At 61.3% G+C, this 18,769-nt stretch carries 18 protein-coding genes; 3 read left to right on the forward strand and 15 right to left on the reverse strand.

From position 1 onward, the window contains the following. Positions 1 to 293 precede the first annotated feature (293 nt). Positions 294 to 1,787 (forward strand): aldehyde dehydrogenase, encoded by a 1,494-nt coding sequence (locus tag E1573_RS09745; RefSeq protein WP_133213002.1) that lies wholly within the window; start codon positions 294 to 296, stop codon positions 1,785 to 1,787. A 118-nt stretch (positions 1,788 to 1,905) separates the two neighbouring features. Beyond that, positions 1,906 to 3,225, forward strand: coding sequence for a hypothetical protein (locus tag E1573_RS09750; protein ID WP_133213004.1), 1,320 nt, complete (start codon positions 1,906 to 1,908; stop codon positions 3,223 to 3,225). A 69-nt stretch (positions 3,226 to 3,294) separates the two neighbouring features. On the opposite strand, the gene E1573_RS09755 is transcribed toward E1573_RS09750, so the two are convergent. The 6 genes from E1573_RS09755 to E1573_RS09780 form a co-directional block, all read right to left on the reverse strand. After that, complete coding sequence (locus tag E1573_RS09755; RefSeq protein WP_133213006.1) at positions 3,295 to 4,599, reverse strand: NAD(P)/FAD-dependent oxidoreductase; 1,305 nt, start codon at positions 4,597 to 4,599, stop codon at positions 3,295 to 3,297. Next, positions 4,592 to 5,272, reverse strand: a complete 681-nt coding sequence (locus E1573_RS09760) for a S8 family serine peptidase (RefSeq protein WP_133213008.1) — start codon at positions 5,270 to 5,272, stop codon at positions 4,592 to 4,594. Before E1573_RS09760 ends, E1573_RS09755 begins: the two co-directional genes overlap by 8 nt. Next, positions 5,262 to 6,995, reverse strand: coding sequence for an ABC transporter ATP-binding protein (locus E1573_RS09765; RefSeq protein ID WP_133213010.1), 1,734 nt, complete (start codon positions 6,993 to 6,995; stop codon positions 5,262 to 5,264). The genes E1573_RS09760 and E1573_RS09765 overlap by 11 nt, the downstream gene beginning before the upstream one ends. A gap of 10 nt (positions 6,996 to 7,005) precedes the next feature. Further along, positions 7,006 to 8,913: a sigma-54-dependent Fis family transcriptional regulator gene (locus E1573_RS09770; protein WP_133213012.1), complete on the reverse strand. Its 1,908-nt coding sequence runs from the start codon at positions 8,911 to 8,913 to the stop codon at positions 7,006 to 7,008. A gap of 151 nt (positions 8,914 to 9,064) precedes the next feature. Beyond that, on the reverse strand, positions 9,065 to 9,577 hold the full coding sequence (locus tag E1573_RS09775; RefSeq protein ID WP_133213014.1) for a nuclear transport factor 2 family protein: 513 nt from the start codon (positions 9,575 to 9,577) through the stop codon (positions 9,065 to 9,067). Next, positions 9,574 to 10,698 carry an amidase gene (locus tag E1573_RS09780; RefSeq protein ID WP_133213016.1) on the reverse strand — a complete coding sequence of 375 codons (1,125 nt, stop codon included), beginning with the start codon at positions 10,696 to 10,698 and terminating at the stop codon, positions 9,574 to 9,576. The genes E1573_RS09775 and E1573_RS09780 overlap by 4 nt, the downstream gene beginning before the upstream one ends. Positions 10,699 to 10,817: 119 nt before the next feature. On the opposite strand from E1573_RS09780, the gene E1573_RS09785 reads away from it, so the two are divergent. After that, the gene (locus tag E1573_RS09785; RefSeq protein ID WP_133213018.1) at positions 10,818 to 11,294 is read left to right on the forward strand and encodes a MarR family winged helix-turn-helix transcriptional regulator; all 477 of its coding nucleotides are present in this window, start codon (positions 10,818 to 10,820) and stop codon (positions 11,292 to 11,294) included. A gap of 52 nt (positions 11,295 to 11,346) precedes the next feature. Here the strand turns inward: E1573_RS09785 and E1573_RS09790 are convergent, their stop codons facing one another. The 9 genes from E1573_RS09790 to catC form a co-directional block, all read right to left on the reverse strand. Continuing rightward, positions 11,347 to 11,844 carry a flavin reductase gene (locus E1573_RS09790; RefSeq protein WP_133213020.1) on the reverse strand — a complete coding sequence of 166 codons (498 nt, stop codon included), beginning with the start codon at positions 11,842 to 11,844 and terminating at the stop codon, positions 11,347 to 11,349. A gap of 11 nt (positions 11,845 to 11,855) precedes the next feature. Then, positions 11,856 to 12,815, reverse strand: coding sequence for a PDR/VanB family oxidoreductase (locus tag E1573_RS09795; RefSeq protein ID WP_133213022.1), 960 nt, complete (start codon positions 12,813 to 12,815; stop codon positions 11,856 to 11,858). 51 nt (positions 12,816 to 12,866) lie between these two features. Further along, positions 12,867 to 13,607: an SDR family NAD(P)-dependent oxidoreductase gene (locus E1573_RS09800; protein WP_133213024.1), complete on the reverse strand. Its 741-nt coding sequence runs from the start codon at positions 13,605 to 13,607 to the stop codon at positions 12,867 to 12,869. A 12-nt stretch (positions 13,608 to 13,619) separates the two neighbouring features. After that, positions 13,620 to 14,096 (reverse strand): aromatic-ring-hydroxylating dioxygenase subunit beta, encoded by a 477-nt coding sequence (locus E1573_RS09805; RefSeq protein WP_133213026.1) that lies wholly within the window; start codon positions 14,094 to 14,096, stop codon positions 13,620 to 13,622. Between the two features lie 14 nt (positions 14,097 to 14,110). Next, positions 14,111 to 15,385 (reverse strand): Rieske 2Fe-2S domain-containing protein, encoded by a 1,275-nt coding sequence (locus E1573_RS09810; protein ID WP_133213028.1) that lies wholly within the window; start codon positions 15,383 to 15,385, stop codon positions 14,111 to 14,113. A gap of 124 nt (positions 15,386 to 15,509) precedes the next feature. Then, positions 15,510 to 15,872 carry an IacB protein gene (locus E1573_RS09815; RefSeq protein ID WP_133213030.1) on the reverse strand — a complete coding sequence of 121 codons (363 nt, stop codon included), beginning with the start codon at positions 15,870 to 15,872 and terminating at the stop codon, positions 15,510 to 15,512. Positions 15,873 to 15,889: 17 nt separating this feature from the next. After that, a complete protein-coding gene (gene iacA, locus E1573_RS09820) occupies positions 15,890 to 17,062 on the reverse strand; it encodes an indole-3-acetate monooxygenase (RefSeq protein ID WP_133213032.1) in 1,173 nt (390 codons plus the stop codon). A 444-nt stretch (positions 17,063 to 17,506) separates the two neighbouring features. Continuing rightward, positions 17,507 to 18,442 carry a catechol 1,2-dioxygenase gene (gene catA / locus E1573_RS09825; protein WP_133213034.1) on the reverse strand — a complete coding sequence of 312 codons (936 nt, stop codon included), beginning with the start codon at positions 18,440 to 18,442 and terminating at the stop codon, positions 17,507 to 17,509. 34 nt (positions 18,443 to 18,476) lie between these two features. Then, a complete protein-coding gene (gene catC / locus E1573_RS09830) occupies positions 18,477 to 18,767 on the reverse strand; it encodes a muconolactone Delta-isomerase (RefSeq protein ID WP_133213036.1) in 291 nt (96 codons plus the stop codon). Positions 18,768 to 18,769 lie beyond the last annotated feature (2 nt).

An 18,769-nucleotide genomic window follows, 5' to 3' on the forward strand; every position in this document is an offset into this window, starting at 1 on the left:
CGACCAGACAAATTGTGTGCCAAGCTGATTTAATGCTTTTGAAACAGGTAGTTAGGTGGAAAGCGCAAACGCGTCACTAAGCGATTCTGTGTTGTTCTGCGACAGCCAGTGCCAGACTGAGACACTGTCTCATCACGCGTCTGATGCATCTCAAACTGCTACAGTCCAAGCGCCTGCGGGCCGCGCACTCGGACGCTGCACCTCCGGGAGACCCCTGGCCTAGAGGGCCTGGAGAAGTTTGGCACGGCAGTTGCGTCGGGACTGCGCAACACTCCCCACAGAGCCCTGACATCATGTCCAATGAGCTACCTATCCTTGCGCAAACACGTGCCTTCACCGCTCGACCACTGAAGATGTTGATCGGCGGGCAGTGGTCAGTCGCTGCAAGCGGCCAGACCATGAATTTTCGCAACCCGGCTACGGGTGAAATCCTGGGTAACGTCCCTGCTGCAGATTCACAGGATGTCGATCGCGCCGTACAGGCAGCGCGCCAGGCATTCGACGACTCACCCTGGAGCCGCATGCGCCCCCGTGAGCGGCAAAACCTGCTGTGGCGCCTGGCCGAACTGATGGAGCGCGATGCTCAGGAACTGGCCGAGCTGGAGTGCCTGAATAACGGAAAAAGCGCTGCCGTGGCGAAAGTCATGGACGTGCAACTGGCAATTGATTTCCTGCGCTACATGGCTGGCTGGGCCACCAAAATCGAAGGCACCACAGTTGAGCCATCCCTGCCCTTGATGCCCAATGACCAGTTTCATGGTTTCATCCGCCGCGAAGCGATCGGCGTGGTCGGCGCTATCGTCGCCTGGAACTTCCCGCTATTGCTGGCCTGCTGGAAGCTCGGCCCGGCGTTGGCCACCGGCTGCACCGTGGTGCTCAAACCGGCGGACGAAACCCCGCTGACCGCATTGAAACTGGCCGAACTGGTGCAAGAGGCCGGTTACCCGGACGGCGTGTTCAATGTCATCACCGGCACTGGCCTGAACGCCGGCGCTGCCCTCACCCGCCACCCAGGCGTCGACAAGCTGACCTTCACCGGCTCCACTGAGGTCGGCAAGCAGATCGGCAAAGCAGCGATGGAAAACATGACCCGCGTTACCCTGGAACTGGGGGGTAAGTCACCGACCATCGTCATGCCCGACGCCAACCTGCAAGAAGCTGCTGCCGGTGCCGCCACGGCGATCTTCTTCAACCAGGGTCAGGTGTGCTGCGCCGGCTCGCGCCTGTACGTACACCGCAAGCATTTTGACAACGTGGTGGCCGATATCGCCGCGATTGCCAACGGCATGACCCTCGGTAACGGCCTCGACCCGAAGGTGCAGATGGGCCCGCTGATTTCCGCCAAGCAACAGGATCGCGTCACCGGCTACATCAACCTTGGCCGTGAACTCGGTGCCACCGTTGCCTGTGGTGGCGAAGGCTTTGGCCCAGGCTATTTCGTCAGGCCCACGGTTATCGTTGACGTCGACCAACGCCACCGGCTGGTGCAGGAAGAAATCTTCGGCCCAGTGCTGGTAGCCATGCCGTTTGATGACATCGATGAAGTGATTGGTATGGCCAACGACAACCCTTATGGCCTGGGTGCCAGCATCTGGTCCAACGACCTCGCGGCCGTGCACCGCATGATCCCGCGGATCAAGTCGGGCTCGGTATGGGTCAATTGCCACAGCGCCCTCGACCCGTCGCTGCCGTTTGGTGGCTACAAGCTGTCGGGCGTTGGCCGCGAAATGGGCGCGGCAGCCATCGAGCACTACACCGAACTGAAGTCGGTGCTGATCAAGCTCTAAGTCACTCACCGCACACCGTACCTGTAAACGCCTTGGCGATTTGGCGCCAGGTACGGCTGTGGCCAGCTATTCGAAGTTTCAGCGTCCGACACCAATAAAAACAACAAGGAGCACCCCGATGACCCCTTCCCCTCGAACGCGCCTGGCTCTGACCTTGGCGTTACTGGCCGGCAGCAGCCAGGCCCATGAGCTCTACAACCAGAACGGCAGCGTGCTCAATGCTGACCTCGAAGCGCTGTTCGGGGTGTTTCACAGCGACGAAAGTTACGCCATTGGCAGCAGCCGCCAACCCGGCAGCAGCGCCTGGCGCGAGGGCTACGTCAAGTACGGCCTGAGTGCCAGCCAGACCCTGGCCGACACAGGCAGCCTGTATGGCGCCTTCAACCTGCTCAGCTCGGCCACGTGGGGCGACGGCGACGCTGCCGGCCTGACCCTTGGCAGCGAACGCCGCACTGCTGTCGAAGATGCGTACCTGGGCTGGCGATCCGCCAGCCTGTTCCCGGCGCTGGGTGAGAATGGCGTGGACATTTCCGGCGGCCGTCAGATGCTTACCCTCGGAGAGGGTTTCCTGATCCAGGGCGACCCGGTCAACCTCGGCAAGGTCGACCTGGGCGCCAACTTCAACCGCGGTGGCGCCTATTACCTGGCCGCGCGCAAAGCCTTCGACCGCACAGCAGTACTGCGCCTGGGCGGTGCCGATGGGCTACGGGGCGACCTGATGTGGCTCAAGTCTGACAACCATTATCAAGCCGACACCGAGCTGGCCATTGCCAACCTTGAGCACGTCAGCGAAACCACAACCGTTGGCCTGTCGTGGATTCATGGCCTTGACGTTGACCAGCGCTACGCTTCGATCCTCGGCCTGACCGAGCGCGACGGCATGGACACGGTCAGCCTGCGCGGACGCAGCAGCCTGGGCATCAAAGACCTGCAAGTAGCCGGCGAATATGTGACCCAAGACAAGGACAGCGGCCGCGAAAACGCCTGGTACCTGGAAAGCGCCTGGACCTTCTCCGATGTGCTCTGGAGCCCCACCGCGACCTACCGTTACAGCCGCTTCTCGGAAACCTTCGACCCGTTGTTCTACGGCGCCAGCCGTGGCTATGGCACCTGGTTCCAGGGTGAAGTCGCCGCCAACTACGCCGGGCCCTTCAACAGCAACAGCCAGGTCCATCATGTCGGCCTGAAAGCAACGCCTCGCGAGAACCTGACCCTGGGTGCGTTGTACTTTGACTTCGCCACGCTCGACAAAGACCGCGGCAACCTGGGCGGGCGGGAGCTGGACCTGTACGTGGAATGGATGGTCAACGACCACCTGCTGATCAGCCCGCTGATCGGCTTCTACAAACCCGAACGCAGCGCCGAAGACGGCGGTTTGCAACTGGGCAGCCTCGACACCAACACCTACTTGCAATTGCTGGTCGGCACCTTCTTTTAGCGTGTAGGAGCGGGCTTGCCCCGCGAGGCGATGTGGTTAACACACCGCTATCGCGGGGCAAGCCCGCTCCTACCCTGGGTAGCCCTGTGCGGCCAGCCAGCCACGCAGCATTGATTGCTCTGTTGCCGAGCGCCCCCTCAGCAGCTCATCCAGCCCTTGCCCCGTTTGCAGGCCGTGCACCAGCGGCGCCAACGGCACACCTTGCAAATGCCAGACGCCCAACGGTTGATCGGGGCTCACTACCACCTCGGCAGGCTCAATGAACGCATCACGCACCACTGGCCGCTGCACCACCTGCAACTGGCGAAAATCACTCGGTACATGAATAGGCTGCTGGTCTGGCCAGGCCTGGCGCTGCGCCCAGAACGGTTGCGCGACCTTGTCCTGTTCCTGGGCATAGAAGTCCCGACCAATACGGGCAAAGCGCAGGAACAGCTGCTCAATACGCGCCTGATGAAAGCGCCGGGCCAACGCCCGTTGTTCAGGCCGGCGCAGCAAAGTATTGATAACCGCCGGCGCCTGAAGCGCAGACGACAACGACTGGAAAATACCATTGCCGGACAGCGGGTCCACTGCCATCGCCGCATCGCCCACCCGTAGCCAATTGTCGCCCGAGCATTCACCCGCCAGGATCGCCGTACTGCTACGCGCATGCACCGTTGCAGGTTGCCAGGCATCGGCCCCGAATAGCTCAGCCACCAGTGCTGACTGACGTCGCCGTTGAGCACAGTATTCCGGCAATTGCGGCTTGGCTGGCACCCGGCTGCTACTCACATCCAAGCTGACCTGCCAATAACAACGCCCATCCGCCAGGCGCGCCATCCATGCCCAACCATCTTGCAGGCTTTCCACAGCCGAAAAAGGCTCGCCCGGGGCACCTTGCCACAGGTTGAGCAGGCTGACACTCTCCGGGCCTCGCAAGCGATTGCTGGCCAGTGGCGCCTGGCGCCCGCGGGCCTCGACCAGAAACTCTGCCAGCAGAACCTCGCCGGTATCCAGCCGCACGCGGTGGCCGTGTGCGTCACTGTCAACCTCGCGAACCCGCCCTTCGATCACCTCGACACCAGCATCACGCAAATCATCGCGCAGTGCCCGATCGAACAGTTGGCGATCCAACAGGCATTCCTGATTAAGCTGTTGGCTCACACCGTTCCAGTGCACCCGGCGTCGGGCAGGCACTGCCGCCTGCTCCAGGGCACGGCTCAGCCCGGCATGGCGCAGGCCCTCCAGTACCCGTTGCGATACACCTTCCACGGCATCGAAGCGGCGCCAGTCGCCGACGATGTCGACGGCATAACCCAAACGACGCAAACCGATGGCGGTGGCGGCGCCTGCAGGTCCAGCACCGAGGATCAGAATACGCGGTTCAGACATGTTCGACTCCTCGGCGCTCTGGCCCCACGAAGGTGGCGTTGTCACGCAAGTACCCCAGCAGTTGTTCGTGACTGGCGCCGCGGTGCGCTTGCAACCAAGAACACATCTGCCCGCTCAAGGCTGCGCACGCCAGGCTGGCCCCGGCTGGCCCGCCCTGCTCGCCCACTGCGGCGCCGAATTCGGCCTGTGCAGTATTCAGCCACGACCATTGCCCGTTGGCACAGCGGGCATCACCTGTAATGCGCACAACGCCGGGGTAACTGGCCGGGTAAACCGGCCCGCCGCGCGCCGGGCTCGAGGCACACAGCAACACTCCCGCCGCCTGCGCCTGTGCACAGGCCTGGCGCAGCACCGGGCGGTCCTGGGTCAGCCCCAGGCTGAGATTGATCACATCCACGCCTTGCTCTACCAACCACAACAACGCCGCGCTGACTTGCAACACCGACGTCGCGCCACGGCTGTCGAACACTTGGGCAATACTCACGGACACGTCGTCAACCTGGCTCAGCAGCCGCGCAAGCACAGCGCTGCCATGCCCCAGGGCGTCGGCCTGCAGCTCACCTTCACAGAGCATGCCCTGCTCCAGCCAAAAACGCCGGGCGCCGTCCAGGCGTGCGCCCTGCAGTGCCGAACAGCCCGAATCGATCACCCCGACACGCACTTTACTCACCATGGCGCATGGACTCCTGCCAGACCGCTTGCAAGCGCCCTTGCTCCAGATGCAGGTGCAGGTCGGCGTCGGCCAGGGTGCTGGTACGGTGGCTGATCAATATGCGCGTGCGCCCGGCAAACAGTTGGTCGATTGCCGCGATCACTTCGCGTTCGGTGGCTTCGTCCACCGCCGAGGTGGCCTCGTCGAGCACCAGCACCTGCGGGTTCTGCAGCAACGCGCGGGCAATGGCAATACGTTGTTTCTGTCCGCCCGACAACTGCTGCCCACGCTCACCGAGGATGCCGTCCAGCCCCAGTGGCAATGCTTCGACCAACGCCTCCAGGCGGGTCAGGCGCACCACCCGTTCGAGGTCTTCGCGGCTGGCCTCCGGTACGCTATAGGCCAGGTTCTGCGCCAGGGTGCCGCGAAACAGCACAATGTCCTGGCTGACCACGGCGATGCACTTGCGCAACGCCAACAGGTCGAGCGCACGCAGATCCACGCCATCGAGCAGAATGCGCCCCTGGTCAGGGTCATAGAAGCGTTGCAACAGATCGATCAGAGTTGACTTGCCAACACCGGAAGCGCCGCTGATGGCCACTTTCACACCGGCAGGGATGGCAATGTCAACGCCAGCCAACACCATGCCCAGGCGCTGTTCATGGGCAAAGTGCACGCCCTCAAGGCGCAGTTCCCCTGGCCCTTGCGGCGGTGATACGGGCACGGCTGGCGGGCGTACCGTGACCGGTTCCTGCTGCAGCTCCATCACCCGCCCGAGGCTGACGGCCATGCGCTGCACCGCCACGTACAGGCCAAGCAGGCTCTGCACCGGCCCGACTGCCATGCCCAGATAGGTAGAAAATGCGATCAATGCGCCGAGTTGCCAGGTGCCCTGAATCACCCAGTAGCCCCCCACCAGAAAGGCACAGGCGCGGCACAACGAGGTGAGTGTGCCCGGCACCGCCTGGGTGAAGAACTCAGTGACCTGGACCCGCAACAACTGGCCCATATAGCCCTTGCCCAAGTGATCGAGGCGCTCGGACTCGCGTCGCTGCTGTCCGGCGGCCTGGATGAACTTCATCGCCGGCAAGGTCTCGACCAGAAACGATGAGACATCGGCGGAGCGTTCGCGCAGGTTGCGCACCTCGCGTTCGACTTTGCGCCGCATCCAGCGCAACCACAGCACTTCGACGGGGATCAACAGCGCCAGCAACAGCGACAGCTGCCAAGACAGCATCAGCATCAAGGTTACCGCGCCGATCAGCCCGATCACGCTGGACACTGCCGAGAACAATGAATCCACGGCGAAGCGTTGAATTTCGGCGACATCGCCATCGAGCCGCGACAGGATGTCACCGATGCGCTTGCGCCCATAGAATGCCGGTGACAGCTGCTGCAAATGGCGATACAGGTCATCGCGCAAGGCGAACAGAATGCGCCCGGACAGGCGCGTGTGCAGATAACGGTTGATCCCGCCCAGCAGCATGCCGACGATCCCCACCGCGATCATGATCAGCGCCATGTGCCAGAGCACGTCGAAATCTTTGGCCAGCAAGCCCTGATCGATCAGGGTCTTGACCAGCCAGGGTTGCGCCAGCACCAGCAGCGACGCGGCCAGCGACAGCCCCAGCAGCGTGGCAATCGCACGCCAGTGCGGGCGTACAAAGCCGTACAGCCAGGCCAGGGCGTGGCGCATCAACTCCGGGTCAGAGGCGTTGATCAGCCTGAGAAAAATACCCGCCATTAACCGCCCCTTATTCGCGCAGTTGCTTGAGTTTTCGATACAGAGTGGCGCGGCTGATCCCCAAGGCATCGGCAGCAGCCGACACATTGCCGTGATGGCGAGCCAACGCCCCACGGATCAACTCCACCTCGTTTTCACGAATGCTGCCGCTGTTTGGCGCAGTGCCGCTGAGTTCATCCAGCAGGCAATCGGTGAGGTGATCCATGCTCAGCACGTGCTCGTCGGGCTCGCGCATGGCCAAGGCCGAGCGCAAGACCATTTCCAATTGACGGATGTTGCCCGGCCAGTCGAAATTGCCCAGTAGCTCACGCAAGCCCTTGTCCAGGCTGACCTGCTCAGCGCCGAACTTGCTCAGCAGGCTGTCGATCACCTCATTGAGGTCCTCACGATCGCGCAGCGCCGGTAGCTGCAGGCTCACCCCATTGATGCGGTAGTAGAGGTCTTCGCGAAAATGTTGATCGAGCACCAGCCGTTTCAAGTCACGGTGGGTGGCACAGATCACTGCGACGTCAATGTCCTGCTCGTCACCGCCACCCAGTGGCGCCACCCGGCGTTCCTGCAGCACCCTGAGCAAACGCGCTTGCAAGGCCAGCGGCATATCGCCGATTTCATCGAGGAACAACGTGCCTCCGTGGGCCTGGGCCAGACGCCCGACCATGCCTCCGCGCCGCGAGCCGGTGAAAGCACCCTCGCGGTAGCCAAACAGTTCGGACTCGATCAGTCCTTCCGGAATAGCCGCGCAGTTGACTGCAACGAAAGGCTTGTCGGCACGCGGGCTGGACTGATGCAGGGCACGCGCCACCACTTCCTTACCGGTACCGGTTTCGCCCAACAACAGCACGGGTAAATCGTTGTTCAAGCCGCGGCGCGCCATGCGCAGCGCCCTGGCCAGGCGCTCATCACGCCCCGCCAGTGACTCCAGCTCTACGGTTTTCGCCGCCGGCAGCGCTTTAACAGTGGGTTGCACCGGGCCCATACCGGCGCGGCGCGGCAGGTGCACGGCGCGGAAAAAGAACTCACCTTTGGCGGTTTGTACGCTGCTCACCCGATCAGACCACAGCCGTGTCAGGAACGCCGAGGTACGCTCCCCCATCAGGTCACTGCAACGTCGGCCGATCAGGGCCGGGCGCTGCAGTTGTAACAATTCGCAGGCACGCTCGTTGGCCGCCAATACTTCGCCATCCAGGCTCAGGGCCAGCAGCCCGTGCCAGGCACTGCCCAAGTACTGCGGCCGGTTGTGAAAGGCCAGTACCAACTGATCGGGGTAACACAGGCCGAACATCCGGCTCTCGATGTTACTGGCGGCGAGAATCAGGGTTGAAAGGTTGTCCTGAGGTTGCGCCATGACCCCTTCGCGGGTCAGGTCAAGCACGCCGATCACATGCCCCAGGGGGTCGCGTAGCGGCACCGATGTACAGGAAAACGGGCTGAGACGATCAAGATAATGTTCGCCGCAGTTGATCAAAGTCGGGCGCCCCTCCACTACCGCCGTGCCGATGGCATTGGTGCCACGGCTCGACTCGCTCCAGCAACTCCCGGGATGCAAGTCACGCAGGCCGACCTGATTGAGGTCGTCGGTTTGCCCGCCGATTGCAAGAATATTGGCCTGGGCATCGCCGAGGATGATGATTGCGCTGTGCCCGTGGCGGGCGACCAGGTATTCCATTTCCGGCGTCGCGGCGTCGATCAGCAGGCGGTTGCCGTCAAGCAGCTCCTGCAAACGGTGGCGGACGTTGAACTCCACCTGCTCGGTTTCGAGGCAGTTCAGGCCGTGATCCAGGCTGCGTCGCCAGGAGGCATCGATTTCTTCGCGCAGCATGCCTTGCGGCAACGCGCCTTCGCTGATCAGTTTCAGGCGGACCATGCGCGAGGTCTGCACGGGGTCGGTGGCGTTTATTATTGGTATATGTCGCGGCATCTCTCACTCCAGTGCGAAGTACGACCGGGTAAGCGCTGACTTTACTCTAAATACAAACCCCACGGGTGGACCAAAATCGGTAGGAGCGGGCTTGCCCCGCGATACGATGTGACTGATACATCGCTATCGCGGGGCAAGCCCGCTCCTACGGTCAGCGGCTGGGTACCGGCAATGGCGCTTCGCTGTTCCAGGCACTGATCGGCCGTCCGAACAGGTTCTCGGTCTGAAAGTGCGCCATGCGCCACTGGCCCTCTTCCACCGCGAAACGCACGGTCAGGCGTGCCGCATTCAAGTGCGAGGTCTGGTTGGCAAAGGTACTGGTCTGCAACATGATCCAGCTACCGCTGGCCTGTTCAGCGTCCACGCTGATCAGTTCACTGGTGAGAAAATGCACGTTCAGGGCAAAGTGCGCAGGCGGCTGCATGTAGGTGGCGAACATGGCGCGAATCGCTTCGCGCCCCCGGTAACCACCAAAGCTTTTTGCGTACTTGGCGCCCTTGCCCTCCCACACCGCATCACGGGTAAATAAACCGGCCAGTTCTTCCAGCGGCGTGTTGGCATCCAGCGCATCGCACAGGGCCATGTAACGGTTCATGCAGGCGCGCACAGCCTGCTGCGCTTCGAAGACACGCAGGCGCGCTTCCAGTTGCTGAAGGTCGCTCATGACTGTGCTCCGCCGCTGATGCGTTGCAGCAGTAATGTGGCGGCCGCCAGCAAGGCTTCGTCCGCGCCTTTTGCGCCGACCAGTTGCAAGCCCACGGGTAGACCTTGCTTGCTGGCCAAAGGCACGGTTACCGCCGGATGCCCGGATAGGTTGAACGGACGCACCAGCGAAGTCATGCCCAGCACCGCACGGGTGTCAGCGGCGTCTTCAACCCGCAGCGGGAAATCAGGCATGGTGGGCAGCGCCAGAACATCGCAGCGTTGCAGAGCGGCATCGACCTGTGTGGTGAATCGCTCACGTACGTGCTCAGCTTCAGCGATAGCGGCGTCGGTCATGGTCCCGGCCGCTTGCAAGCGCCCGGCAATATCAGCGCCGACCAGGCCGCTGGCGAGCAAATGGCCGCAGGCGGCAAAAGTTTCACGGTTGATGATCACCATGCCGGCGCTGTAGGCCGCTTCGAAGTCTGCGCATTCAACCGTCTCAAGGTGCTGGCCGCTGGCGTTCAGCGCCGCCTGTACCGCCGCATTCACCGCTTCGCTGGCTGGCACCTTGAGCACGCCTATCTTCACCGCAGCCGGGGCGCTCGCAGGGGTGAAGCTCGGGTCAATGATCGCCATGGCGCGGATCAACATCGGTAACGAGGCGGCAAACGGCCCGACGCAGTCCAGCGTGGTCGCGGCCGGCATCACGCCCTGACGGCTGACACGACCAAAAGTGGGCTTGAAGCCGAACACCCCGCAGCAACAGGCCGGCACCCGCACCGAACCACCGGTGTCGGTACCCAGGCTGAAATCGGCCAACCCCGCCGCCACCGCCGCTGCCGAACCGCTGGAAGATCCGCCGGGAATCAGTGCCGGAAAGCGCGGGTTGATCGGCGTGCCGGTGTAATGGTTGATGCCGGTGGTACCAAAGGCCAGCTCATGCAGGCTGGTTTTACCGGTGATGCGGCAACCGGCGGCCAGTACCCGGCTGACTACATCGGCATGCTGCCGGGCTGGTTCGGCCTGCGCCAGGGCGCGGCTGGAGGCGCGTGTTGGCAGGCCTGCGATGTCGATGGTGTCCTTTACCATCACACTGGGACCGCTGCCGCCTATGTTCAAAGACTCAACCACGATTGCCATTGAAACCTCACTTCGCAAAGACGCCTGCAGCGCCGATGGGGTAAAAATTGCTTTGCATCAGGTGTCCTCATTACGGGAAAAGTCTATTATTGGCACTCACTTACCTCAGCCAGTCAGTTATGAGCCCGACGAAGAAGCGCCACAGCCGCTACGACCCTTCCAGTGAAGACTTCCGTAAAGAGGACTTTCCGTTTTATTGGTTGGCGCGTGTACACGGCCAATACACCCAGAACATGGAACGGCTGCTTAAAAAAGTTGACCTCGACGTCGCCCGCTGGCGCGTGTTGTGGATCCTCAATCAGAACGGCCAGTCGAGCATTTCCGAGATTTCGACCCACGCCATCGCCAAGCTGTCGACCATCACCAAGATCGTTTACCGCATGAAGGAAGACGGCCTGGTCGATACCGCGCCCAGCACCGAAGATGGCCGAGTCACCCAGGTTTGCATTACACCGCTGGGCCTGGCGACCATCGAACGTATGCAAGGCGTCACCAGCGACCTGTTCAAACGCAGCTTCGCTGGCCTCACCGAGAGCCAGGTCGAGCGCTTCAACCGCACGCTCGAAACCGTTTTCCATAATCTGGAAAGCTTTTAGCGAAGCCGTTCCCTGACTAACCGTTATCGCGGGGCAAGCCCGCTCCTACTGTTCAGCACGCCTTGGAGCATTCGCCCAGACGGTGGTAGGCACGGTTGAAGTACACCAGGCCTTCTTCTGCCCCGCCGTGGCGAATAGCCTGAACTTCACAATAGAAGATGCTGTGCGAGCCCACTTCGTGTACCTGGGCAATCCGGCAATCGAAGTTCACCAGCGCGTCGAGCATCACTGGCGCGCCGCTTTCCAAGGTGGTCCAGGACGCCGTTGCAAAGCGCTCGTCCATGGTCAGCGCCTTGTTGGCGAACGCACCTGACTGCGACTGGTGTGAACCGGCCAGCACGTTCACGCACACCACCGCGTTGGCCTGAAACTGCGCGTTGGACTGCGAGGCGCGGTTCATGCACACCAACAGGGTGGGTGGCGAGTCAGTGACACTGCACACCGCTGAGGCGGTAAAACCGAAGCGACCGGCGACACCATCGGTAGTGATGACCGATACGGCGCCGCCCAACAGCGCCATTGCATTGCGAAAGCTGGTTACGTCAACCATGCCCGTTCTCCTCAAATGTCCAGCACGAGTGTTTTCGACTTGGCGCGCGAGCAGCACACCAGAATCTGGTCATTACCGGCTTTTTCTTCGTCGGTCAGGTACACATCACGGTGGTCCGGCTCACCTTCGAGCACGTCGCACAGGCAGGTGCCACACACCCCCTGCTCGCAGGATTTCTCAATCTTGATACCGACCTTGGCCAAGGCATCGAGAATCGACTGGCCCTCGGCAATTTCAACGGTTTTGCCACTGCGCGCGGCGACCACTTCGAAGCTGGCACCACTCGCGTCCACTTCGACCTGGAAGTATTCCTTATGGATGTGATCTTCGGCGTAGCCTTGCTCGCGCGCGCCGTTGATGACCCAATCCATAAAACCTGAAGGGCCGCAGGTGTACAGGTGCACACCGGCTTCACCGCGCCCCAGCACCGCCGCCAGGTCGAGTTTCTGCTCATCCGCTTCGTCGTCGAAGTGGGTGACCACCTGCGCGGCGAACGGTGCGTTGCCCAGTTCCTGAAGAAATGCACTGCGCTGACGGGCGCGCCCGCAATAGTGCAATTCGAAGCGCTCACCGCGTTGATGCAGGGTATAGGCCATGGCGATCATCGGCGTGATACCGATACCGCCGCCCAGCAACAGCGTGCGCTGCGCCTGTTCAACCAAGGGAAACAGGTTACGCGGTGCACTGATCTGCACCTGTTGGCCTTCGCTCAAGGTCTCATGCGCGGCGACCGAACCACCGCGCGACGCCGGGTCCTTGAGAATCCCCAAGCGGTACGTGCTGAGGTCGCCGGGGTTGCTGCACAGCGAGTACTGGCGCACCAGGCCAGGGGCCAGGTGAATATCGACGTGTGCACCGGCGTCAAACGCCGGCAGCGGCGCGCCGTCGGCGCTGGCCAGGTCGAGAACGATAACGCCGTCCCCTTGCAGTTCGCGCTTGCGCACCACCACATTCAAAAGTGCTTCAGTCATGGCAATTGCTCCATGTAGTCAGAGGGGCCACCGCAGTGGCCCGGTGTCAGCTCAGCGCATGAACAAGCCGCCGTTCACATCCCAGGTGGCCCCGGTTGTGAAATAGGCTTCAGGGCGCGCCAACTGCACGATCAGATCACCGAGAAAGTCGGCATCGCCAAAGCGCTGCACCGGGATGTTGGCGCGCAGTGCATCGCGCTTGTCGGCCGGTACGGCGGCATGCACGGCAGGCGAGTCGATCGGCCCCGGGGCAATGGCATTGACCGTCACCCCACGGCTGGCGAACTCTTTGGCGAAGATCTTGGTCAGGGTCAGAATCGCCCCCTTGCTCGCTGCATAGTGCGCACCAGTGGCGGTGCCGCCGTTCTGCCCGGCAAGCGAGGCCATGTTGATGATCCGCCCGTAGCCAGCATCGGCCAGGTAAGCGCCCAACACCTGGCAACCCAGAAAGATACTGCGCAGGTTCAGGCCCACCACGGCATCGAACTCTTCGGGGCTGATCTGCATCAGTGGCGTGGTTTTGGTCACTGCCGCGTTGTTGATCACCACGTGCAGCACACCAAAACGCGCCAGCACCTGGCTCAACGCCTGCTCGAAATCCGCTTTGCTGCCCACATCCAGCTGCACCGCCAAGGTGCGTTCACCAGTCGGGTCAAGCTGTTTCGCCGAAGCTTGCGCCGCGTCCAGGCTGCGGTCGGTGACCACCACCTGAAAGCCTGCGGCCAGCAACCGGGCGCAGAACGTCTGCCCCAGGCCTTGCCCGGCGCCAGTAACCAATGCCACTTGGCTCATCGCACGGCTCCTTTAAAGGATGTAGCCGATACCGGCGAGGGTATCGTCGCTGTTGATCAGGCTGATCAGCTTGCGCTGGATCTTGAAGCTGCCGTCGGCGCGAACCAGTTCGTAGGTCAGGTCGGCGCTGTAGTGCTTGAGGCTTTCCTTGCGGAATTCGCGCAGGTTCTGTGCGCAACGCACAGTGAGGTTCATGCCGTCATCGGCCAGCACGCGAAAGCGCGACAGCGTGCGCACGGTGCGCGGCTGCGGGCTGGTGGAGATCGACTCGCCGCCAATCAGGCGTTGTACCCGCAACTTGCGCATATGATGGTCGTCATAGGCGTAGTTCAAGGTGTTTTCGAAGTCGGTTTCCTTCGGGTTGATCGGAATGATGTAGGTGCCCTTCTCCGTCCACAGGTCAAGCCAGGCGTCGTATTCGCCGTGGTCGAGCATGTCGCCTTCCTGCCAGATGAAAGCGGTGACTTCTTGCAACAATTGCAGGTTCATAAGGTTCTCCACACTCAAGCCGACATCATCTTTTTCCACTGCTGGTAAGCCGCACGCATGCCGGTTTCGGCACTCACGTCGGACACCAGACCGTCTTCACTGCGCTTCTCGCCAGGCAAACCACGGTTGAGCATGATCCACAGCTCTTCACCGGCATTGGCGCCTTTCTGCACGCGCTCCCAGGCTTCGGAGTCGTCCGGTGTGCCAAAGCCCATCGGCCCCTGGAAGTGCTCATGCAGGCGCAGGCGGTAACGGTTGGCGGCTGCCGGGCCGCCGTCCATGGTGATCACCGAGTGATGAATTTCGGTTTCGTTGACCGAAATCGGCTGCAGTACCCGGAAGAACGCCATCGAACAGGCAATGTTGGGGAACAGGTTGAGGTTGAAGCCCGACCCACCCACAGCGCGCACAATGCGGCGCACTTGTTGTTCCTCGATGCCCTCGTCACGCAGCTCGGCGGCCAGGGCTTCGAAGCGCTCAGGGATCGGTTTGTCGAGATCGGCTTCCAGGTCGACCAGATCAGGGATCATCACCATCACGCTGTGGCCGTTGCCCAGGTCTTCGACGTAGCCCGGCCCCTCGACGAAGTCGAACAGCTCCAGGGTCTGTTCGTCGACCGAAGACAGGAAGCTCTTGTGCACCAGCGGGAAGTGGTAGGCGTCGGTGGTGTTTTCCAGCTGGATCTTCCAGTTACCGGGGAAGCGGAAACGATGCTCGCCAGGAACCTTGATGCCGTAGCCCGCGCCCTGTTTCATGAACAGGTCCATCCACTTTTTCGCCGCACCGAGGAAGTCGCTTAGCGGCTCGATGTCGTCTTTGAAGGTGGCGAACACCATGCCGGCGTAGCTTTCCACCCGCAGGCTGACCAGCGGCAGCTCAGCCTTGTCGATGCAGTCGCCGTAGCTTTCCGGATGCGGAATACCGCGCAGCGAACCGTCCAGGGCATAACCCCAACCGTGGTAAGGGCAGACGAAACTGGCGGTCTTGCCCTTCTTGTGCTCACACACGGTGGCGCCACGGTGGCGGCAGCGGTTAAGCAAGACGTTGATGTTCTTTTTACGATCACGTACCACAATCACCGGCTGCTTGCCGACGTAGGTGGTCTTGTAGTTGCCGGCTTCCGGCACTTCGCTCTCGTGTGCGACCCACACCCACGTGCTGTAGAAAATCTTTTCCAGTTCGGCATCGAACAGCGCCGGGTCGGTATACAACGAAGTATGGACACGATCAGCCTGCACCAGCTCGGCGGGGTCGACCGCCAGGTTTACGGCGGGAATCAGATTGCTCACGGTATCTCCTTGCCGGGACGAATTCCGGCAACACTTGACCCTCTGCTGCACTTCACAGTCGCAACAGCGGACACTTGTTTTTATAAATGCGTTATCAAGCAACGCGCGGCGAAGTTGCCGTCAATCAGGCACGTTGAATAATCAGCTCGCGGCCCACACGTGCTTCAACTTTGGCGTAGCGCCACAACTTGTAAGTGCCCTCGCCCACTGATGTTGTTCTGAACAGGTTGCAGGCGGCATGCACGGTTTCGATGTTCGGCACATCGGCCAGCAAGTACGTGGTCCAAGGGAAACCATCGGATGGACCGACCATGCTTTGGTCGTCATCCATGTTGCCCAGCACTTCAACACCGGGCAGGTCATGGATGCCATTCCACATTTCACTGAAGGCCGCCCAAACTTGAAGTTGTTCTTCGCGCGGTGCATCAAAGAAGTTCTGGTTGATACCCATGCAGAACAGCACGCGTAATGCTTTTTTCTCGCTCATGCTAAAAACCTCAGTAATCAGATATAGCCAGGAAGGGGTTGTTTGCCGAAGAAGATCGCTCCGGCATTCTGATAAGTGACATCGCCCATGAACGCATGCTGGGTGACGACCTGCGCATCATTGACGCAGCGCGCCAGCGGGCTTTCGTTGTACACACCGGTCATGCCCGAGAGCATCTGCGCGCTGCGCGCAACGTCTGCGGCTACACGGGTGGCGTGGGTTGAAGACAGACGCAGCAAGTTGGTGGTAGCCGCCGGTACAGGATCGCCGGCCAGCACATGAGCCCAGGCCTGCTCAATGGCTTCGTAGAAGAACGCCCGCGCCGAACGCAATGCCGCCTCTGCCTTGGCAATATCGACTTGCGCCAACGGGCGGTCGGCCAATGCCGGGGCACCGGTCACCGAAATTCTGCCGCTGGCCATGCCGGCCAGTTCATCCAGCGCCGCACGCGCCACACCCAGCCCCACCACTGACAGCACCTGAGTCGCGAACGACAGCGAGGGGTAGCGGAAGAATGGTTCGTCCAGATTGGCCGCACCACCGCGCACGAAGGTCCACTGTTCCGGGACCACCACATCGTCGATCACCAGGTCATGGCTGCCAGTACCCAGCAGGCCGACGGTTTCCCAGGTTTCATCGATACGCACCTTGGACTGCGGCATCACCGCAATGCGCGGCAGGTCGAAGGCGTCACCGTTCTTTGGGGCAATCCCGACACCGACAATGTCGGCGCCCATGGAGCCACTGGAATACTTCCAGCGGCCTTTGACCTTGAAGCCACCCGGCACCACTTCGGCCGGTTGCGGCGGGAAGATCCCGCCAGCGAACACCACGTCCGGGCCGTTGGCGTAGACCTGCGCGATGGTCTCCAGCGGTAACGCCGCCAGGTACACCGGGCTCATGCCAAAACTGGCGACCCAGCCGGCAGAGCCATCGGCATGGGAAATGCGCTCGATCATTTCGCAAAACGCGGCCGGCGAGCACTCGCTACCACCGAAGCGCTTTGGCACCAGTGCGCGGTACACACCCAACGCCTTGAAGGCATCGATCACGTCACGGGAGATATGACGCTGGCGATCAAACTCACCACTTCGGGCTCGGTCCCGAACACCGTCTAGCAGCGCTTCGAAGGCAGGACCACTGGCAAGCGCAGACGCAGCAGGAGCGTCCGATACGCTAAGCGGATTCATAGAGAAACTCCGTCTTCAGTCACGGTTTAAGGGCAAAGAGCAAATGGAGATGCTGCGGATGCTGACAGCTGGGCACAGACGTCAGACAGAGAGGGACAAGCGGGATGAGTCGGCATGGTCGAGTACCTTTTTTTGTTTTGGTGCCGTGGTGTAAATGTGCATCTGTTTGCGTGAACAGTCAATGGATTTTTCACGTATTAAAACGCCATTTATCCGATGATGAAAACCATGTTCGATGCACGCAAAACATCACTAAACCACTGGTTTACTTGGAATTTATTCTTGAAAACAGGCTGACTTAATACCTAGAGCACACCTTGGAACAGGTGATTTTTCTCGTATTATTCTGGGCTGCACAATGGCTGTAGGAGCGGGCTTGCCCCGCGATGCGGTGTGACAGACACGCCGCTATCGCGGGGCAAGCCCGCTCCCACTGGGGAGGGATCAGTTGGTTTGCAGGGCGCGCGGGCGCTGGCTGCGCTCGGTGGCGCTGGCGTCTTTGGCTTCCTGCAGCTGGAAGCTGAATTCCAGGTCGGCAAAATAGCCGGTATCCAGGCCGCGAGCCTGCGCCGCTTGCGCATCGTCGATAAAGTTCAGACGCCCCACCAGGCCATCACGGGTGGCATAGGCAAAGTCGTCCCAGAGGTATTGATCACCCTCGAAGTTGATTTGCGTGGTCAGGTGACGGTAGCCAGGCGCGGAGATAAAGAAATGGATATGCGCTGGACGCTGGCCGTGGCGGCCAAGCTGGTTCAGCACTTCTTGCGTGGTGCCACTCGGTGGGCAGCCATAGCCACACGGCACAATGCTGCGCGCACGATAGCCACCCTGCGCGTCGGTGAGGATGCGTCGACGCAGGTTGTACGCGGACTGGCTGCCGTCGAAGTAGGAATAGGTGCCTTGGGTGCTGGCATGCCACACGTCAACCGTGGCACCGGCAATCGGATTGCCCTGGGCATCGACCACACGCCCGTGCAAAAACAGTGCGGTACCCGGATCGGTGCCGTCATCCATCCGCGCCTCACCTTCAGACAGCGGCGCACCCGCGACATACAGCGGCCCTTCGATGGTCCGTGGGGTGCCACCGGTCAACCCGGCCTGCGCATCTTTGGCGTCTTGCAGCAGATCGAGAAAGTGCTCGATACCCAGACCGGCCACCAGCAAGCCGGCTTCCTGATTGGTGCCCATACGGTTGAGGTAGTCGACGGCTTTCCAGAACTCGTCTTCGCTGATTTCAAGGTCTTCGATCAGGCGCGCAGTGTCCTGGAGGATACGCAGAATGATCTGTTTGAAGCGCTGGTTGCCTTGGTCATTGTCAATCCCGGCCACTTCGTTGAGGAAGCGCTGGACGTCAGCAGTATGGGAAATTTTCACGGTCATAGGTATCACCTGACTTTATTGTTGTTGGGTGTGATCAGCGATCGTCAGCATGAATTGAGGACGGATGGCGGCACAGCCCATCGATCTCAATGTCCATGTAGGGGAACAGCGGCAGTTGCATCAGCGTGTCATGCAGCGCCTCAACACTCGGCACATCGAACACGCTGTAGTTCGCGTAGTGCCCGGCAATGCGCCACAAGTGGCGCCAGGTACCTTCTTGCTGCAGGCGTTGCGCCAGGGCCTTTTCGTTCGCCTTGAGCGCAGCGGCGGTGTCGGCAGGCATGTCGAGGGGGAGTTTTACCGTCATCTTTACGTGGAAAAGCATGG

It is taken from the genome of Pseudomonas sp. H9 (genome assembly GCF_004353925.1).
Classification (GTDB): domain Bacteria; phylum Pseudomonadota; class Gammaproteobacteria; order Pseudomonadales; family Pseudomonadaceae; genus Aquipseudomonas.

Excerpts from the sequence above, each read along its gene's own strand:
- E1573_RS09800 (WP_133213024.1), bottom strand. The coding sequence starts at position 13,607 with ATGAGCCAAGTGGCATTGGTTACTGGCGCCGGGCAAGGCCTGGGGCAG.
- E1573_RS09795 (WP_133213022.1), bottom strand. The coding sequence starts at position 12,815 with ATGACTGAAGCACTTTTGAATGTGGTGGTGCGCAAGCGCGAACTGCAA.
- E1573_RS09780 (WP_133213016.1), bottom strand. The coding sequence starts at position 10,698 with ATGGCAATCGTGGTTGAGTCTTTGAACATAGGCGGCAGCGGTCCCAGT.
- E1573_RS09750 (WP_133213004.1), top strand. The coding sequence starts at position 1,906 with ATGACCCCTTCCCCTCGAACGCGCCTGGCTCTGACCTTGGCGTTACTG.
- E1573_RS09815 (WP_133213030.1), bottom strand. The coding sequence starts at position 15,872 with ATGAGCGAGAAAAAAGCATTACGCGTGCTGTTCTGCATGGGTATCAAC.
- E1573_RS09785 (WP_133213018.1), top strand. The coding sequence starts at position 10,818 with ATGAGCCCGACGAAGAAGCGCCACAGCCGCTACGACCCTTCCAGTGAA.
- E1573_RS09760 (WP_133213008.1), bottom strand. The coding sequence starts at position 5,272 with ATGGTGAGTAAAGTGCGTGTCGGGGTGATCGATTCGGGCTGTTCGGCA.
- catC (WP_133213036.1), bottom strand. The coding sequence starts at position 18,767 with ATGCTTTTCCACGTAAAGATGACGGTAAAACTCCCCCTCGACATGCCT.
- E1573_RS09755 (WP_133213006.1), bottom strand. The coding sequence starts at position 4,599 with ATGTCTGAACCGCGTATTCTGATCCTCGGTGCTGGACCTGCAGGCGCC.
- E1573_RS09775 (WP_133213014.1), bottom strand. The coding sequence starts at position 9,577 with ATGAGCGACCTTCAGCAACTGGAAGCGCGCCTGCGTGTCTTCGAAGCG.
- E1573_RS09770 (WP_133213012.1), bottom strand. The coding sequence starts at position 8,913 with ATGCCGCGACATATACCAATAATAAACGCCACCGACCCCGTGCAGACC.
- iacA (WP_133213032.1), bottom strand. The coding sequence starts at position 17,062 with ATGAATCCGCTTAGCGTATCGGACGCTCCTGCTGCGTCTGCGCTTGCC.
- E1573_RS09745 (WP_133213002.1), top strand. The coding sequence starts at position 294 with ATGTCCAATGAGCTACCTATCCTTGCGCAAACACGTGCCTTCACCGCT.
- E1573_RS09790 (WP_133213020.1), bottom strand. The coding sequence starts at position 11,844 with ATGGTTGACGTAACCAGCTTTCGCAATGCAATGGCGCTGTTGGGCGGC.
- E1573_RS09765 (WP_133213010.1), bottom strand. The coding sequence starts at position 6,995 with ATGGCGGGTATTTTTCTCAGGCTGATCAACGCCTCTGACCCGGAGTTG.
- catA (WP_133213034.1), bottom strand. The coding sequence starts at position 18,442 with ATGACCGTGAAAATTTCCCATACTGCTGACGTCCAGCGCTTCCTCAAC.
- E1573_RS09805 (WP_133213026.1), bottom strand. The coding sequence starts at position 14,096 with ATGAACCTGCAATTGTTGCAAGAAGTCACCGCTTTCATCTGGCAGGAA.